This window comes from Lysobacter terrae, from assembly GCF_054782215.1.
In genome coordinates this window covers 108,737-125,436 of sequence record NZ_BAAGSX010000002.1, presented here as the reverse complement: position 1 = coordinate 125,436, position 16,700 = coordinate 108,737, and the positions used below count along the sequence as shown (strand labels likewise).

Below are 16,700 nucleotides of genomic sequence, written 5' to 3'. Positions count from 1 at the left end.
GGAGGGCTGCAAATTTTGAATCAGATTCAAAAAATGAGCAATTGATTATTTTTGGCGCCCGCGCGCGGAGCCGAGGGCTGGGCCGCCGGCGAACAAGCAACAAAAAACCCGGCAGCGGAGCTACCGGGTTCGTTGTTCCACGGGGGTGGAGAGAGAGACTTTGCGGCTTACTTGGCCTTGGCAGCCTTGACGACCTTGTCGGTGGCTTCCTCGACGGTGGCCTGGGTCTTGGCGGCGACGCTTTCCAGCTGGGCCTTGGTGATCTGGCCGATGGCTTCGTTGGCCTTCAGGGTGCGGCCGTAGACGTCCTGGCCGATGGCGACGGCGCGCTCGACGTTCTCGCGAGCCACCTGCACGCCCTTCGGGAACAGGGTCTTGAGGGCGTCGAGATCGCGGGCCTGAGCGGCTTCACCGAAGAAGGCGAAGGTGGCGTTGGCGCGGTCTTCGAGGGCGCTCAGCTGCAGGCCGAACACGGCCTCGGCGTTCTCGAGGGCGATCTTGTTGATCTGGGCAGCCGTGTCCGCGAACTGGCGCGAGGCGGCGGCAAACTGTTCGTTGAACTGGTACATGGCGGCTCCTGGTGGGTGAACGAAATCGGCGAATGTCCGATTTGTGCAGCGCAGCATAAGCCTATTTTTGTTGCAATGCAACAACAGGCATATGACAGTGCGCCGGCCGTTCAGGGGCGCCTATGCACCCCGGTAGCGGCAGCCCGAGGTGCAGGTCTCGTGGACCACCACTTCGCTCAGCAGCGGCAAAGCCGGCTTGAGCCGGTCCCAGATCCAGATCGCCAGGCGCTCGCTGGTCGGGTTGTCCAGGCCGGGGATGTCGTTGAGGTAATGGTGGTCGAGCTGGTCGTACAGGGGCTTGAAGGCCCCTTTGACGTCGGCGAAGTCCATGACCCAGCCGGTGTCCGCGCCGATCTCACCGTTCAGATGGATTTCGACCCGGAACGAATGGCCATGCAGCCGTGCGCATTTGTGCCCTTCCGGCACATTCGGAAGCCGGTGCGCGGCTTCGAGGGTAAAGACCTTGAAGATGTCCATGCGCGCAGTTTAACCGCGCTGGCGTTTTTCAGAGCCATGTGGGGCGCCCATGTCAATCCTTACGCTGCGCCGGATGCGTTGCCACAATCGGGCCGCACTTCCGCACGATGGTTCAACGAACAACGCAATGCCCCAGATTTCTCCGCAGCTCGCCCGCCAGATCGCTTCCACCATCGCCGCCGAGATCGGCGCGCAACCCGCGCAGGCCCAGTCCGCCATCGCCCTGCTGGATGAAGGCGCCACCGTTCCCTTCATCGCGCGCTATCGCAAGGAAGTGACCGGCGGCCTCGACGACACCCAGTTGCGTAACCTCGAAGTGCGGCTGACCTACCTGCGCGAGCTGGAAGACCGCCGCGCCGCCGTGCTGGCGAGCATCGAAGAGCAGGGCAAGCTGAGCGACGACCTGCGCCGCGAGATCGAAGCGGCCGATTCGAAGTCGCGCCTGGAAGATCTGTATCTGCCCTACAAGCCCAAGCGCCGCACCAAGGCGCAGATCGCGCGCGAAGCGGGACTCGAACCGCTCGCCGATGGATTGCTCGCCGATCCGTCCAAGTCGCCCGAGGAATTCGCCGCCGGCTTCATCGATGCGGACAAGGGCGTGGCCGACGCGAAGGCCGCGCTGGATGGCGCGCGCGCGATCCTGATGGAACGTTGGGGCGAAGACGCCGCGCTGGTTGGCGAGTTGCGCGGTTGGCTGCACGACGTCGGCGTGATCCGTGCTCGTGTCGCCGAAGGCAAGGAAACCGAAGGCGCCAAGTATCGCGACTATTTCGATCACGCCGAATCGCTGGCGAAGATCCCGTCGCACCGCCTGCTCGCTTTGTTCCGCGCGCGCCGCGAGGAAATCCTGTTCCTCGACCTCGATCCGGGCAACGAGGCGGAAGCAGGCCACGCACTGGCGGAAGGTCGCGTCGCGCACCACGTCGGCGTGAAGGCGCAGGGCCGCCCCGCCGACAAGTGGCTGCAGGACACCTGCCGCCTGACCTGGAAGGCGAAGCTGCATCTGCACCTGCTGCTCGACCTGTTCGCGCAGGCGCGCGAGAAGGCCGAAGCCGAAGCCATCGATGTGTTCGGCGCCAACCTCAAGGATCTGTTGCTCGCGGCACCCGCCGGCCCGAAGGCCGTGCTCGGCCTCGATCCCGGCCTGCGCACCGGCGTGAAGGTCGCGGTCGTCGACCAGACCGGCAAGCTGGTCGCCACCGACACGATCTATCCGCATGAACCCAGGCGCCAGTGGGACCAGTCGCTGCACACGCTGCGCGCGTTGTGCGCCAAGCATGGCGTCGAGCTGATCTCGATCGGCAACGGCACCGCCTCGCGTGAGACCGACAAGCTCGCCGGCGATCTGATCAAGCTCGCGCCTACGCTTTCGATGCAGAAGATCGTGGTGAGCGAAGCCGGCGCGTCGGTGTACTCGGCTTCCGAGTTCGCCGCCAAGGAATTCCCGAACCTCGATGTGTCGATCCGTGGCGCGGTGTCGATCGCACGCCGCTTGCAGGACCCGCTGGCCGAACTGGTGAAGATCGAGCCCAAGGCCATTGGCGTCGGCCAGTATCAGCACGACGTGGACCAGTTCCGCCTCGCGCGCGCACTCGACGCCAAGGTCGAGGACTGCGTGAATGCGGTCGGTGTGGACGTGAACACCGCATCCGCGGCGCTGCTCACCCGCGTCTCCGGCCTGTCGTCGGCGGTCGCGGAGAACATCGTCGTCTACCGTGACCAGAACGGCGCATTCAAGAGCCGCAAGGAGCTGCTCAAGGTGCCGCGCCTGGGCGAGAAGACCTTCGAACAGTGCGCGGGCTTCCTGCGCATTGCGGACGGCGAGCAGCCCCTGGATGCGTCCTCGGTCCATCCCGAGGCCTATCCGGTGGTCGAACGCATCCTCAAGCAGTGCGGCCGTGAAGTGAAGCAATTGATCGGCGATGCGCCGCTGCTGCGCGGGCTCAAGGCCGAGCAGTTCACCGACGACAAGTTCGGCGTGCCGACGGTGCGCGACATTCTCAAGGAGTTGGAGAAGCCCGGTCGCGATCCACGCCCCGAGTTCAAGGCCGCGCGTTTTGCCGACGGCGTGGAGGACATCAAGGATCTCAAGGTGGGCATGATCCTGGAGGGCGTGATCAGCAACGTTGCCGCGTTCGGCGCCTTCGTCGACATCGGTGTGCACCAGGACGGGCTGATCCACATCTCCGCGCTGTCGGACAAGTACGTGAAAGACCCGCGCGACGTGGTGAAGGCCGGCGACATCGTCAAGGTGCGCGTGCTCGAAGTCGATGTCGCCCGCAAGCGCATCGGACTGACGCGGCGCTTGGACGATGCGCCGCCGGCGCCGCGCGATGCCAAGCCAGCCGATACGCCGCGCAGTGGACGCGACAACGACAATCGACAGGATCGCCGCGGTAACCGGGACTTCCGCAGTACCACGCCGGCGCCCGCCAACAACGCATTGGCGGCGGCATTCGCACGCGCCAAGAAGAACTGACGGGCAGGGTATCGGACAAAAGAAAAGCCCCGCTTCGGCGGGGCTTTTCTTTTCGAATAAATGGTGGCTATGGGTGGACTCGAACCACCGACCCCAGCATTATGAGTGCTGTGCTCTAACCGGCTGAGCTACATAGCCGCGCCTTACGGATCAATGGCTTAGGCGATGAGGCTGCCTCGCCTAAGGTGCCGTAAGTGCCCCGTAAGCCGGTCACGTACGTGCATGATTGCAGCGCCCTGGTTGGCAGGCACGTCCCCTGGGCCGCTCCTGCGGACTGACGCCCCTGCCAAGCCCGACGTACCCCGCGTGTCTTTGGAGCTCAGCTAGCCAGGTCCTTCTTGGGGCGCGCTGCGAGGGCAACTGCCAGTCCAACGAAAGCTACAGCCCAGCCGAAGACCATTTGTTGCTGACTGGAGTCGCGCTGACTTTTCAGGTCGTCCTCCTGCGATCGGTCACGCCGCGCGTCCCACGTCCCGTTTGTCTTTTGGGTGTAACGGGTAATTTCCATGCCCGCAATTTCTTGCTTCGCCAGATTTCGCTGGCCCATCGAGTAGTAGCCAAACACTGCACCGATCACCATCAACAACACGCCTAGCAGACGAACGTTCATCCTTCCCCCCAGGTTGATCTGTCACCCATCTACATTTACTGTAGAGACTGACCTTGTCGGGGTCTACAGGCCATGATTTGGAAGGTTCATCTGCGGTTGCCTTCCCCTGTCCGAGACCCCAGCCAGCGCCGTCTTTGCCAAGCGCTTGAAGCAGGCTCGCGAAGCCTGTGGCTTGTCACAGCGCGCGCTAGGCGACCTCTTAGGCTTGGGTAAGCAGACGGGCAGCGTGCGTATCAACCGCTACGAACAGCAGGTGTCGAAGGCCGACATGGAGACGGCTGCGGACATCGCGCGCAAACTCGATGTTCCGCTGGCGTACCTGTTCGCCGAAGCCGACGATCTGGCCGAAATGATTCTGGCATTCGCAAAGCTGACGAAGGCCGAGCGCGCGAAAGTAGTGGCCGAAATGCAGCAGATGATGGCTTCGAAGATGAAAACTAAGAGCCGTTAGCCATCGGGGGGGGGCTTATGCGTGAGAAGAAGCTGTTCACTACGAGCGACGGTCGGGAGGTAACGATCCTGATTGACGACTCGGGTGAGGAGGTATTGGTGATAGATGGAAACGGCGACGAAATTGGCGCCATCAAGCTATCCCTGATAGACCTTGAACACACCGAGCGCTACAGAATCACATGGATGTACCTAAACCAGCAGGATGGCAGTTATTTGCGTCAAGGAATCGGGCGGGAGTGCCTAAAGTTCCATAAGGAACTGTTCAATACTTCTATTGAGGCATCAGATGACGACGGCATCGTTAAGGACGATGGGTCTCACCTGACAGGGGATGCGCCAGGATTCATCAGCCAGATGAGACAAGAGGGGTTGGTTCGCCGCTCGTCCTTTGACTTCGAATGATGGCTAACAGGTCATTCAAGCCGAAGCCGATTCGCGGCTGGGCCTAATTCAGGTGCTAGGTCGCATGTCATGAGCTGGGAATACGAAAAACACGAAGCGCGTTGCGAGGCGTGCGGGCACATAGGCGCCCGGATCTCCGGCTCGGATGATTGGGGACGCTCTTCCACGTCATGGGAAGGCTTTGAGAGCAAGCCGCCGGACCCAACAGCGGTTGCTCGTAAGCGCTCCGACTATCGGGATAGTGTGCCCATGTGCAAATGTGGCGGAACCCACATTTCAATTGGCCGTTTTCTCGGCAGAGCCTAGCTGCGGAATCAAGCCGAGGCCGCTTCGAGGCTCGACCCAATTCAGGCGTTAGAACGTAAGTGCGGTCACATGCGAAGGTAGGGCAGGTCAGGTCCTAGGCCAGCTGTCCGATTGGGCGTTTTCGAAGAATTCCCGGATACGAGTCCGCAACGAATCTTCGTCGCGAAGCTGGCATTCCCACAGAACAAGTGAGTCCCAACCAAGCCTGGCAAGCTCTTCTAGATTTCGTAAGTCACGCTCTGCATTGGCTCGGAGCTTGGCTGGCCAAAATTCCGGGCGTGATTTAGGAATTCGTGCAGCCTTGCACCCCGCATGCTGGTGCCAGAAGCATCCGTGAACAAACACAACCTTTCGTCGCTTTCGGAACACAAGATCGGGGGTGCCAGGTAACCGTCGATCATGAAGGCGATATCGGTATCCCATTCCGTGAACCAGCCGACGTACGATCATTTCCGGCACGGTATCGCGCCCCTTGATCTGCGCCATGTGTCGGGATCTTTGCTCTCTTGAAAGGTGATCCATTGCCATGGAACCTCCTTTCACTACTGGCTGCCACTCAGGGCAAAAGTGTACGGCCGTATGGATAGTCCTTGGTGGTCTTGTAGAGCACCATGCCGAAAGCGAGGACTACCCCCTTCCAGCCTGGGCCCAGTGCCGTAACCGCAACCTGTAGTAGTTCTTGCGCAGAACGGCCTACTCCAGTCAGGTCGAGCGGAGTCGAGCACGCGGCGTCGCGACTGCGAAGGCCATACCGAAAAACGAAGGGTAATTCGGCCTTCATCTTCGTGAGCAAGCTGCCCACAGTTTCGTGGTCTTGGACGGTGGCGACAGGGAAATCTTCGCGAATGGGGTAGGCCTGATCGAAAGCGCTCGGTCGTGTCGTGTCGCGCTCCTTGCCCGGATCCTTTGGTCCGAATCCCTTTCCATTCCACATGTGAGGGTTGGCCTGCTGGAACAGGTCTATGAGCACATTTTCATTGGCGGCGGTGCTCATGCTCTTGTCCAAGAGCAGCGCCTTATAACCAACGTCCTGCAAGTCCACTCCGTTCCTGCCGGAGAGCTTGGTCAGATGCTCGCCAAGACGGCCGGCAACATCATCCGCCTTGCCGAGATAGACGAGTTCGGCGCCAAGGTGCAGGAGGTATACCCCCTGTCGAGCTCCGGAAGTTCTTTGGTCAGCGGCAAGTGTCGCAAGCGTGGCCGTGTTAAGCGGCGTAACCGGCAGCACCTCAAGTGCAGCAACTAGCTGTTGCGAGATCGTCGCGAGGAAGTTGAAGCTATATTGGGCGTGCATGCCTTTGGGCGAGCCTGTGCCAGTGTCTTGGCAACACTGTCGGCCACAACGCGTGCCAAGTCCACAGGCACAGCGTTCCCAAGTTGCCTCATTGCCTCGCTCCAAGCCCCTTTGAAGTGCCATGCGTCAGGGAAGGTTTGCACCCGCGCGGCTTCTCGGACGGTCAAGTACCGATAGGTGCCGTCAGAAAGCGCGATCATGTTTTCTCCCCCGGGGACGCCGTGGTCGCCAGCCTTCAACGTCTTCGAGGGGGCGTCGATAGGACTGCCGGTGTGTCCAGGATACGGGCGCGCACCAGGTTGAAACTTGTGATTGAACACGGCGTCCCGATGGTTCCGGTCTGTAAAGGGTGCCGGCAGGTCTGCAATTGCCTCGCGAATGGTCATCCACGGTTTCTCAGCCGGGATATGCATTCTGCGAAGGGCGTCGATTCGACGGGCAGCATTCACCGGGGGCTTTGGCGCCTTAACACCGACGCGCTCCCAATATTTTCCAGTGACCCACTGGTCATGAAGCAATCGAGCTTGGGAGTGTGTGGGTGACGGGAATGCCCAATGGGCATCCACGTCTGTTCGGAAGCCCACAAGAAAAATTCGCTCACGGCACTGTGGAACACCATAGTCTGCGGCGTTGCGAACTTCGGAAAAAAGGACGTTGTAGGAGAGTCCCGAAGGGCGCGGGCTCGAAGTGTGGTGTTGCTGGAGCCGTCGCAGATGGCGCTCCCAGTCTTCCTTCGCCTTGCGCGTGACTTCGGGGTAGGTCAACTGGAGCTTGGAATACTCGAGGTAGGTCGCGAACGACTTCCGCGCCAACCCTCGGACGTTCTCCATGATGAAGGCCCGTGGCTTGGCCTCTCGCACGGCTCGGATGAACTGCGGGATCATGTCCCGCCGGTCCTCCATGCCCCCATGCTTTCCCCCCAGCGAAAATGGCTGGCAGGGCGGGCCACCGGCAACGAGATCGACACCCTCGAATCGATCAAAGGCGACGTTGCTGACATCGCCCTCTGTGACCTTGTCCTTCCAGCACCCAAGCCCCTTCACCGCTTGTTGTGCTGAGTTTTCCCGCAGCGTGTCGCATGCATCGCCGTTCCACTCGAACAGTCCGGCGTGGCGAAAGCCAGCCATATGCGTTGCTAACGCCAGTCCGCCAGCGCCTGTGAATAACTCGATGGACTGGGGCATTGCTCGGGCGGACCTTCTCGGATGATGCCTTTTTTCGCTGAAACCGTCAGTCGCGTCAAGGAGAACGTGGCCCTCTAGCATGCTTCCCACCAAATTGCAGTAAATCCTGCGCGAGAGCTTAGGCATCCCTGTCGCACCGGCTGCGACGCCCCGCCGACTTGGCTGCGCTGGCCTAGGTCGTGAGTGGTGGGCACAATCGGCCTTGGGGTCAATGGCAAGCTTGGGCCAGGGGGAGGCGTATGAGGTATAGGGACGTAAAAGTCACGTCCGTCGGGGCGCTGTTAGACAATTTGAAGAAACAGGCGCCTGGTGGCGAGATTTGGTTTCGAGGGCACGCCGTCAGCAACTGGACGCTTGTTCCATCACTGGCCCGAAAGACGAAGCATCTGGCCGCCGAGGCGGCCTTGCGCAAGAGGTTCATGCAAAACGCCGTGCCGCATCTGGACCGAACTCCAACAACGGAATGGGAGTGGATGTTCATGATGCAGCACCACCGCGCGCCGACACGGTTACTCGACTGGAGCGAAAGCCCGCTGGCCGCCCTCTATTTCGCCGTAAGCGAAGAGGCACATGTCAAGAAAGATGGTGCTGTCTGGTGCTTGGATCCCTTGGCTTTGAATGCCGCAGCACGCGTGACCAAATTCCGCTTTGCGAGCGAGATTCCAGCTTTTGGAGTCGATGACGTTCTGGACAATTATCTGCCCAGTCGTGTTGACGGTTCGCCCACCACTATGAGTCCCGTGGCAATCATGGGGCCGAGAAACACTGCTCGTATGGCAGCGCAACTTGGTGTTTTTACCATTAATCATCGCGAACACGCGCCTGTCGAGACCATTGGCGATAAGAAACACGCGTGGCGTTGGATAGTTCCCGCTGCTGCCAAGAAGGACGTGCGACACGAGCTCGCGTTGCTTGGTTTTACGGCCCTTACTCTATTCCCGGAGTTGGATCGCGTTGCCGACGTCGCCAAGGAGCTGCTGCAATGACATTCAGTATTAGCGAGCTGCGCGACAGAACGGTGTGGCAGATATACCGGATGCGAGAACGGATTCAACTCAATCCCGACTATCAGCGCTCAGGGAATATCTGGGCTCCGGATAATAGACAGCTGCTTCTCGATACCATCCTCAATAAGTTCGACGTTCCCAAGATCTACTTTCACAAGTTCACCAAGCCCCTGGTAAAAGGAGGGAAGGCATACGAGCTTGCAATCGTTGACGGAAAGCAGCGGCTCGAAACGCTCTGGAGTTTCATTGATGGAAAGATCGCGCTAGCTGATGATTTCACCCTCTTCCGGGATGACAAGGTGGCTGCCGGAGGCATGACCTACAGCGAGCTCGGCCTTGAGTACCCCGACTTGAAGGCGGACTTTGATGGGTTTCTCCTGTCGGTCATCCTCATCGAAACCGACGATGTGGAAATGATCGAGGAGATGTTTTCGCGCTTAAACGAAGCCGCGCCACTTACTGCTCCCGAGAAGCGTAATGCCTATGGCGGGCCTATTCCCGTTGCGGTTCGCAAGCTGGCGAAAGCAAAATTCTTTGAGGCGAAGCTTCCGTTCGAGAACCAGCGCTATCGGCACTACGACCTGGCAGCGAAATTTCTGCTCGCCGAGCATGAGGGGAAAGTCGTAGACACGAAGAAAGTGCGCCTAGATGATTTTGTCGAGCACTTCTCGGACGAGTCTAGGACTCGCATGCCAGCCTTTGTGAAACAGGCGCAGCAGAATATTGAGCGCATGGCGAGCGTGTTTTCGGATAAGGACTCGCTGCTCCGGCAGGTCGGCATGGTGATGCTGTACTACCACGTCTTCCGCATAGCAAATAGGCACGGGTGGACCGGTGAGATAACACGAAAGAAATTGCTCGATTTCGAAAGGCGCCGGGCGGACAATCGACTCCTAATGGAGAGCGGGGATAAGCGTGTTGATCTCGACTTAATTGAGTTTGATCGTTACGCCCAGTCACCCAACGACGGAGGTGCGATCAAATTCCGACTCCAAATCATTCTGAAAAAGGTGTTCCAGAGGGAAGTGGAGGCCGACGAGTTGTGAGCGACGCAAAGGCTTAGTCAGTCGTAATGCCTGTGATTCACAAAACGTCCGCAGGCGAGGCATTTGCGGTAATCCCCACGCCCTTTTATTCCAGGGCGCTCCCGGCCCAGCAGTCCACCGCAATCGCAGGTTATGGCGTTGCCTCGCTCCCATTGCAGCAACCGATATGTCGCCAGCAGGCTAAGCCCTACGGCAGCGAGGAATGCGATCGGTGACACCCATTGCAAGGGGGCAAGCATCCCTGCAATCACTGAGTCTGCCGGCAAGCCCGACACTGCCCATGCCGACACCAAGCCCACGATCAGTGCAAAGCCTGTCGGTACGTAGGCCCGCAATGCCATCCAGCCCCAACGATCCATGATCTGCTCCAAATGATGATGATCCATCCGAGATCATCCTTGGGGCCGTCGCACAGAGTGAGACTGACGTCGTTTTCCGGCGAGGCTTTCACTGGGCTAGCTATGCGGGAAAACGTGGGCCAGCACTTCATACTTGCGGCATTGCATGCAGCGCGCGCTGTATTGATGTTGGCGCAAGTGCGGTCGCAGTGTTTGCGCGGGCACTAGGGCTGCATGCGGCGGCGCTTAGATATGACCACCTGTTAGTCCAGTGGCCTTGCGCTACGACGTTCGCAACCGCATTGCACCAAGCCCACCAGGACGCGCGCCATGCGGCTCCACATCGATTGCGCTACCCCTGTAGCTGCGCATGCGTCGGAGCCAGCCAGGCGTCGATATAGCCGGGCGTAGCAGCATCCGAATATACGACTGAGCAGCGCTGTCGCGGTTCTCGCATTATCCTGCCGCATCTTGCGTTTTTGACGTCCCGAAACCAGCGTTTCACATGTGGTTTCGACGTGGTGTCGGGTTGATGCGCAGTCGTGCGCCTTCTGGCATCGAGCCCGAAACCGCAACCCATTGAGACGATGCAAGGGTTCGCACGTGGTTCCGATGGTGCTTGTATGAAGTGGATTGCGGCGTGCGACCAAGGCCAGCCAAACGAGTTTTGGCGCATTCCAGTAGCAACCCGCTACCCATGCCGCAGTCGCTAGACAGGAGCCGCATACAGCAACACAGGTGACGTTTGGTGACGTGTTTTGAGATGCTGCGACGGGGTGTCACAAGTGCCGCCTCACGGCATCGACCGGGGCGCCGAAGGCGCACTGGGTCGGGCCGGAACTGTTGCCGGAACCGAAACAGCTTCAAGGTTCCGGAACTGCTTTAAGGGTTCGGAACCCTTCTTCATCCCGTCAGCATCTTTTACTTCCGGAATGAAATCTCAGTGGCGCCGTCAGGCGCCACACACATCGATGAGGACGAGGGCCGAAGGCCCGAGAACCATCGATGTGCCCCCAATGCAGCCCGCTGTTTTTATTTTACTTTTTAACTTCTAACTTCTTAATTGATTAGGTACAGCTTTTAAGGGAAGCGTTACGCATGAACTGCCGGAATTTTCACCCCGGCAGCGCCCGCATTCCCATCATTCGGCGTCACAATCCCGCGAGGAATTCGTCAAGATCCGGACTGATGGGCTGATTGTCCCCTGCGGCTTCTTCATAGTGCCGCTGGATGATGGCCTCCTTCCGTGCATTCTCGGCACGCCTTCGATCCCGGTGCCGGCGCTGACGATCCGCATCCAGTCCGCGCTTGCGCGCCAACCTGGGGTTGTCATTGCCCGTGGCAGCAATCAGTTCGTTACCTGCGGCTGCGGCGGTTTCAGCACACCCGTTGCGTACGGGGCATGCACCACAAGGCGCGTCGTCTGCCGCATTGTGGAAGCCGTAACACGGTGGAGTGGGCTGCTGTGGGTTGGCGGGCTCATCAGCCACATCCGGCGCCCCACCGAACTCGATGGCGTCATCTACCAACGCGTTGCCGAACATCGCGCGTGCTTCTGCTTCGGTCAAGGCCCGGCGTTCCACCAAGTACATCACCAAGCGCTGCGCCTTACCGGGGGTGGCATGCACGTCCCTGCGCATAAGGGCGAGTGCGGCTTGCCGGATCGGGTCGTCCGAACGCTCTCCGGCGAAGAACCTCTGGTCCCAGTCTTCGCCAAATAGCCGTGCGCTGATTTCTTCGGAGGTAGGACGATCACGCAGGCGGGGTGGTGCCAGCTTTCCGTACATCTGATTGGGACGCGGAGGACGCTGCCACTTGTCACTGGCCAGATGGCCTTCCATCACGGTGTCACAGTAGATGTCGTACGGCACCCCCAGGGCATCCGCATGCGCGCGTGCATGGGCCAAGGCGTTGATTTCGTCAGGGGAGCACCCTGCCAGCGTGTCGGATATCGGGCGCAGCACGGCCACTTTGACGGGGTCGAAATGGCGCCCGTACGCCCGACGATAGGCTGCAAGGTATTCGCGGGCGAACAGTTCGGTGCGCTGCAAGGGCGTCATGTAGCGGTACTGCACCCACATGAGGTCTTGCAGGTGGGGCTCGGCGTCGAGGTGTCGCTGGTCGAGCCAGGTACGCGTCAACGCAACCTCCCCGACGAGTCGGGTTGTGCGATCCGGACGTGCTCGGACGGCCGCGAGGTCAGCCACCCGTCGGAGGGCGGCTTGCTGCAATGGGCTTGCCTTCTTCTTCGGCTTGCCGGGCTGTTGGGGCTTGCGTGGGGTCTTGCGTGGCTTGTGCATCGGATGCTCCGGGTGGGTATGTCCCAGATGCATACGGTGGCAAGGCATGGCATTAAAGCCATCTGTGGAACGATGCGTTTCCGTTATGCGGACCCAGGAATTGCTACTCCGCGAGCCCACTCGAACAACGCCTTGAGGGCTGGCATGGAAGCCTCAATGCCCTTAGCCCCAACTGCTTGTAGCTGTTCTTCCTGTCGCAGGATCGCGTCCTCGCCTTTGTCCGTGGCGCCGGTGACCTGTTCGATGCACCCCACTGACCATAACCACACTTGGTGGGCTTTCAATGCTTCGTGCGCCGCTTCCGAGTAGGTTTTTCCTTCTGCGTCTTTTGCGAAAGTCGCCCACGAACTCGCTGCCGTGAAGGCCCCCTTACTCATCGGCAGCCCATTGTCAGCCAAGGGAAACCCCTCGGCATCGCCTAGACGTTTCAAGATCGCTTTTACCGCTTTGAGGTCATCTGCATCCTTACTCAGCCACGCATCCGCCCCACCTTTTCGGGCCTCGGTATACGCAAAGTCCAGATCGGCGACGGCGCAGGCCGATATACCCATGGCGCGCAGGACTGGCAGCCCCTTAGGTATGTCAGAACTGCTCCCTAAGGAAACGAAGCAGATGCGGTCCAGTTCCGCTGGGTGCCCGTAGACTATTTCGTACGCCAACGGCAGCAGCCGCTGATCTGTCTTCCCTTCGCACAGGATCACCCGTTCGCAAAAATATATCTCCGCAACGTTGCCAAGCTGAAACAGTGCCCTGGCTTGGGCCGCTGCATCACTGAGGGCATTGAGCACAGCTTCGCGAAGCGGCAGTCGTATTGCAGTACCTTCGGACGCACGGGTCACTATGATCGTATCCGACGCATTTTCCCGACTAAGCATCAAGGGCGAATGTGTAGAAAAAATCACCTGGAAGCCGCGCTCCGTAAGCTTGCGCAGGGCTTCCCGAAGATGACGGACACCTTGAGGGTGAAGAAATAGCTCGGGTTCGTCTATTAGCAGTAGTCGCCGGCAGCTAGAGCCCCCTTGGCCCCCACGAATGCCAGCGAGATAGCGCACCAGCGCCATCTGGATTGCGCGCTGCGCGCCGGTGCCCATCTGATCGAACTTGCGCCTATCCCCTGTACGGTTGTCTGTGACGTACAAATCACCCGCTCGGAAGAACTCCTTCAAATCCACGGCAGGCAGATCCACGTCCAAGCCAAGACCTGGAAAGAAATCGGCCAGTGCCGTTGTCGCTCCAGTATCAAAAGTCGACAAGTGGGTGGACCTAGAGTTGCCATCGGTCGACAGGACGTTCCGAATCGTCGCAAGTGCGGCAGTTAGCTCTTCATGAGCCTCAAGGACAGGGCCCATGACCTCATCCAGAAGCGCCTTTATGGTGGTACCGGCCTTCGCCTTCCCGAGGTCTTCGGACAGGTCCTCCATGGCGACTATATGCAGGGGCTCGGGAAACAATGCCGATACGGCTTGTGGCAGTCCCGTTGGGTACGCTCGCCATTGGTCTGGCACTCCAGCGCCCGAATAACTCGCCGGCTCCCAAACTCGTTGATCGGCCTTCTTGCCGGCAGTAGCCCAAACCACTTGTATCCACAACTTGCCCTCAACGCAGTATCCGGAAATTGCCGCGCGATGTTTGGCATCCGGAATGGCGTCCAGAAGGTCAGTCGTAATCCCCTCAATACACGTTGCGATACTTACGGGCTGATCTGTGTCGCCAAAGTCAGCTTTGCTTAGCGCCCGAGGCGCCAATGCCAGCTCGATTGCTTGAAGGATGGTCGACTTGCCGACGTTGTTCTGCCCCACCAACGGCGTGAAGTCTCCTAGTGGCAGTGCAACGTTGCGGCACGCCCGGAAGTTCGATATGTGGATGTGACTGATCTTGTGCATCTTCCTCGAAGACCTCAACGCGAGGCGGCAGCAAGTGCGTCGCGAATCCTTTTCACTTCCCCTGCCAGCTGCCTATCTGACGTGTGGCCAGGGTACATCTGAGTCATTGATGCGTACGGAAAGAAGGGCTCCCGGAGTGTGCTCACGTGCCTGCCGTCCACCGAATCTTCTTCGAGCGCCGCACCAAGCCAGCCACTGGGGACAGGGTTAATCGCGTTTGGGTTTCGGATCAGAGAGGTGCCTTCGCGCCACGTTTCGGGAGTCAGGTTCGGGTCGCCAACCTCATAGAAGAAATCATCGGGGCGCGTGGCATTCGGGTCATGGCGGTAACAAGTCCCCCAGCGCAGCATGCGCACCGAGTCGCTCCGATACTTTCCTTCCTGCCCCATGCGAGCAAACTTCGGCACCGTGCCAGTGTTGCAGAACAGGACTGCCGAGATGTTTTCTGCCTCGGGTTGAAAGAAGAACCCGGAAGATATTTTCTTCGGGCCGACTTCGTGGTGTGCCACGGCGCGCTCCGTGATTATTAACTTGCCCTCGGCGTCGTGATACCAATCCTGATCAAAGCCAAACAGGTAGCGGCTAAGCGGCGTGGAGGTTGTTCCAAGCGAGCCTGGAGCATGGAAATCCTGGATCGCCAGCACAAGCGGACGACCCTGCACGTGTTGCTCAAGCCAGTAGCGCTGACGCAACTTGGTGAACAAGGGGCTTCCCAGTCGAATGGGAACATTGTTGCGGAGATACTCTGCTCGTTCGTCTGCTGTCTGATGCCTTGGTAGGGCAAAGTACGGCTGTATGCCGTCATTGGAAGGGACACTAGCTGTCACGGCCTCCACTGCCACTGTGATGTGGTCTTTAGTCAGTAAAAAGTCGGGGCGTGGATGGCTGCGATCTATCGAGTGTGCTGCCTCCTGGAACATCGCGAACAGGAACAGTTCAAAAGTGCGCGCATCGAATCCAGTTGTCTGGAACTGCTCGACAAAGTTGCCGTCCGGGTCGGTAAAAGCTTCCTGTAGCTCCCTAAGCTGGTCGCGTGCCGGCGCATAGTGAGGCGCGTCGCGCAGCGTGAGGAACTGCGGGTGCAGCTCGCTATCGGGTTTCCCGATGGCTGCGAATAGGTCGATGGCCACGGCATTCCCCTTACAGCCGCAGGATAGGACGGTTGCGGCTGAGATTACACCGATGCGAGTGGCTGGGCGCCCAGGAGTGTTCTTCGCCTTCTGGTTGGCGGGCGCGCCTTTCGACGGTTAAGCTCGGAGGGCTAGGGGGTGTTCGATGGAAGATACTCGCAAGTTGGTGCGTGAGCTTTATGAGGTCGCCGCAAAGCTAAAGCGATTGCATCCGCACCGAAATTTCACGCCTGATGGAATTCTAGTTGGCAGTCTTGGCGAGGTTCTCGCCGAATTTCATTATGCCTTGTCGCCCTTGCGAACCGGGCAAAAGGCCCACGACTGCTCCATCAATGATCGCCTCGTCCAAGTCAAAACCACGCAGCGGGAAGCAATCCAGATCGGGGAGCCTTGCCGTCACCTGCTTGCCCTAAGCTGTTGCCGGACGGCACGGCTACAGAGGCCTTCAATGGCCCGGGCGAGCTAATTTGGAACTTGGTAAAGGATAAGCCAAGACCCAAGAACGGCCTTTATCCCGTGCGGCTGAATCTCCTTCGCGCGGTAATGGAAACCGTGCCGATAGACCAAAGACTCGTTCGCGTTCGCCCTTAAAGCCATGGCCGTCTACAACACACCATCCGACGCGGCTAATACCGCAGTTCGTTCATTCCTGACATCTGTCGGCGAACACTACCTCGGGAAACGGTTTAACACGGCGTCCGGGTCAGGCAAGGCCACCTGGGAAAAGATCCGCAAGGATTTTGATGATCGCTGTGCGTATTGCTCTGCCAGGGACACAATGCAGATCGAACACCTGATCATGTTCAACCGCGCGGAGTACGGCTTGCATCACCCCGGCAACATAGTCCCCGTATGCAAAGCCTGTAACAAGCGGGAGAAGAACGATAGTGCGCGTTTTGTTTCCTGGGAAGCTCAACTCGCTGCCCGTTGTGGGGGAAGCGCTACGGATGCGTTCCGAGACCGACGTGCCAAAATTCTCGAGCACATCGAGCGATACGAGTATCCGAGGCTTAGCGATCAGGAAAAGCACGCCATCCGAGTGATCGCGGAATCGCTCTATGAAAACATCAAGGGCGAGGCCGAAAAGTCCCTAGCCATGTACCGGGCTCTTGACGAAGCGTTCGTCACGCGCGCGCGGCCCCAGTCAATCGAGCAAATCAGGGCGGATTCCAATGACTTGGAAGCCGAGAAAGTTATCGCATAGTCGCAAGCGCACACGAGA

Annotated in this window: 15 protein-coding genes, 1 tRNA gene and 2 pseudogenes; 7 read left to right on the top strand and 11 right to left on the bottom strand. The window is 59.3% G+C overall.

The window, feature by feature from the left end:
* Window positions 1-167 precede the first annotated feature (167 nt).
* Both ACYVJ8_RS08535 and queD read right to left on the bottom strand, forming a co-directional pair.
* A complete protein-coding gene (locus ACYVJ8_RS08535; RefSeq protein ID WP_460711327.1) occupies window positions 168-569 on the bottom strand; it encodes a phasin family protein in 402 nt (133 codons plus the stop codon).
* 120 nt (window positions 570-689) lie between these two features.
* Window positions 690-1,046, bottom strand: coding sequence for a 6-carboxytetrahydropterin synthase QueD (queD, locus tag ACYVJ8_RS08530; protein ID WP_460711325.1), 357 nt, complete (start codon window positions 1,044-1,046; stop codon window positions 690-692).
* 127 nt (window positions 1,047-1,173) lie between these two features.
* On the opposite strand from queD, the pseudogene ACYVJ8_RS08525 reads away from it, so the two are divergent.
* Window positions 1,174-3,366, top strand: a pseudogene (locus ACYVJ8_RS08525) (Tex family protein); the annotation flags it as partial.
* Window positions 3,367-3,586: 220 nt separating this feature from the next.
* Here ACYVJ8_RS08525 and ACYVJ8_RS08520 read toward each other — a convergent pair.
* Window positions 3,587-3,663 (bottom strand) — tRNA-Met (locus ACYVJ8_RS08520).
* Window positions 3,664-3,844: 181 nt separating this feature from the next.
* Entirely contained in the window at window positions 3,845-4,135 is a 291-nt protein-coding gene (locus ACYVJ8_RS08515) for a hypothetical protein (protein ID WP_460711323.1), read from the bottom strand.
* 145 nt (window positions 4,136-4,280) lie between these two features.
* On the opposite strand from ACYVJ8_RS08515, the gene ACYVJ8_RS08510 reads away from it, so the two are divergent.
* Both ACYVJ8_RS08510 and ACYVJ8_RS08505 read left to right on the top strand, forming a co-directional pair.
* Complete coding sequence (locus ACYVJ8_RS08510; protein WP_460711321.1) at window positions 4,281-4,586, top strand: helix-turn-helix domain-containing protein; 306 nt, start codon at window positions 4,281-4,283, stop codon at window positions 4,584-4,586.
* A gap of 17 nt (window positions 4,587-4,603) precedes the next feature.
* Window positions 4,604-4,990, top strand: coding sequence for a hypothetical protein (locus ACYVJ8_RS08505; protein ID WP_460711319.1), 387 nt, complete (start codon window positions 4,604-4,606; stop codon window positions 4,988-4,990).
* Window positions 4,991-5,383: 393 nt separating this feature from the next.
* Here the strand turns inward: ACYVJ8_RS08505 and ACYVJ8_RS08500 are convergent, their stop codons facing one another.
* The 3 genes from ACYVJ8_RS08500 to ACYVJ8_RS08490 are packed head-to-tail and all read right to left on the bottom strand — an operon-like array spanning window position 5,384 to window position 7,774.
* A complete protein-coding gene (locus tag ACYVJ8_RS08500) occupies window positions 5,384-5,818 on the bottom strand; it encodes a very short patch repair endonuclease (RefSeq protein ID WP_460711615.1) in 435 nt (144 codons plus the stop codon).
* 34 nt (window positions 5,819-5,852) lie between these two features.
* Window positions 5,853-6,590, bottom strand: a complete 738-nt coding sequence (locus ACYVJ8_RS08495; RefSeq protein WP_460711317.1) for a GIY-YIG nuclease family protein — start codon at window positions 6,588-6,590, stop codon at window positions 5,853-5,855.
* Complete coding sequence (locus ACYVJ8_RS08490; protein ID WP_460711315.1) at window positions 6,539-7,774, bottom strand: DNA cytosine methyltransferase; 1,236 nt, start codon at window positions 7,772-7,774, stop codon at window positions 6,539-6,541. The genes ACYVJ8_RS08495 and ACYVJ8_RS08490 overlap by 52 nt, the downstream gene beginning before the upstream one ends.
* A 239-nt stretch (window positions 7,775-8,013) precedes the next feature.
* On the opposite strand from ACYVJ8_RS08490, the gene ACYVJ8_RS08485 reads away from it, so the two are divergent.
* Complete coding sequence (locus tag ACYVJ8_RS08485; protein ID WP_460711313.1) at window positions 8,014-8,760, top strand: FRG domain-containing protein; 747 nt, start codon at window positions 8,014-8,016, stop codon at window positions 8,758-8,760.
* Complete coding sequence (locus ACYVJ8_RS08480) at window positions 8,757-9,827, top strand: DUF262 domain-containing protein (protein ID WP_460711311.1); 1,071 nt, start codon at window positions 8,757-8,759, stop codon at window positions 9,825-9,827. Before ACYVJ8_RS08485 ends, ACYVJ8_RS08480 begins: the two co-directional genes overlap by 4 nt.
* A 17-nt stretch (window positions 9,828-9,844) precedes the next feature.
* On the opposite strand, the gene ACYVJ8_RS08475 is transcribed toward ACYVJ8_RS08480, so the two are convergent.
* The 4 genes from ACYVJ8_RS08475 to ACYVJ8_RS08460 all read right to left on the bottom strand — a co-directional run bounded on the left by ACYVJ8_RS08475 (window position 9,845) and on the right by ACYVJ8_RS08460 (window position 15,478).
* Complete coding sequence (locus ACYVJ8_RS08475) at window positions 9,845-10,213, bottom strand: hypothetical protein (protein ID WP_460711309.1); 369 nt, start codon at window positions 10,211-10,213, stop codon at window positions 9,845-9,847.
* A gap of 1,103 nt (window positions 10,214-11,316) precedes the next feature.
* On the bottom strand, window positions 11,317-12,465 hold the full coding sequence (locus tag ACYVJ8_RS08470) for a hypothetical protein (RefSeq protein WP_460711307.1): 1,149 nt from the start codon (window positions 12,463-12,465) through the stop codon (window positions 11,317-11,319).
* Between the two features lie 83 nt (window positions 12,466-12,548).
* The gene (locus ACYVJ8_RS08465; RefSeq protein ID WP_460711305.1) at window positions 12,549-14,348 is read right to left on the bottom strand and encodes an ATP-dependent nuclease; all 1,800 of its coding nucleotides are present in this window, start codon (window positions 14,346-14,348) and stop codon (window positions 12,549-12,551) included.
* A gap of 14 nt (window positions 14,349-14,362) precedes the next feature.
* A complete protein-coding gene (locus ACYVJ8_RS08460; RefSeq protein ID WP_460711303.1) occupies window positions 14,363-15,478 on the bottom strand; it encodes a hypothetical protein in 1,116 nt (371 codons plus the stop codon).
* Between the two features lie 145 nt (window positions 15,479-15,623).
* On the opposite strand from ACYVJ8_RS08460, the pseudogene ACYVJ8_RS08455 reads away from it, so the two are divergent.
* Window positions 15,624-16,069 (top strand): annotated as a pseudogene (locus ACYVJ8_RS08455) (DUF6998 domain-containing protein).
* Between the two features lie 4 nt (window positions 16,070-16,073).
* On the top strand, window positions 16,074-16,682 hold the full coding sequence (locus ACYVJ8_RS08450) for an HNH endonuclease signature motif containing protein (protein ID WP_460711301.1): 609 nt from the start codon (window positions 16,074-16,076) through the stop codon (window positions 16,680-16,682).
* The last annotated feature ends 18 nt before the right edge of the window (window positions 16,683-16,700 follow it).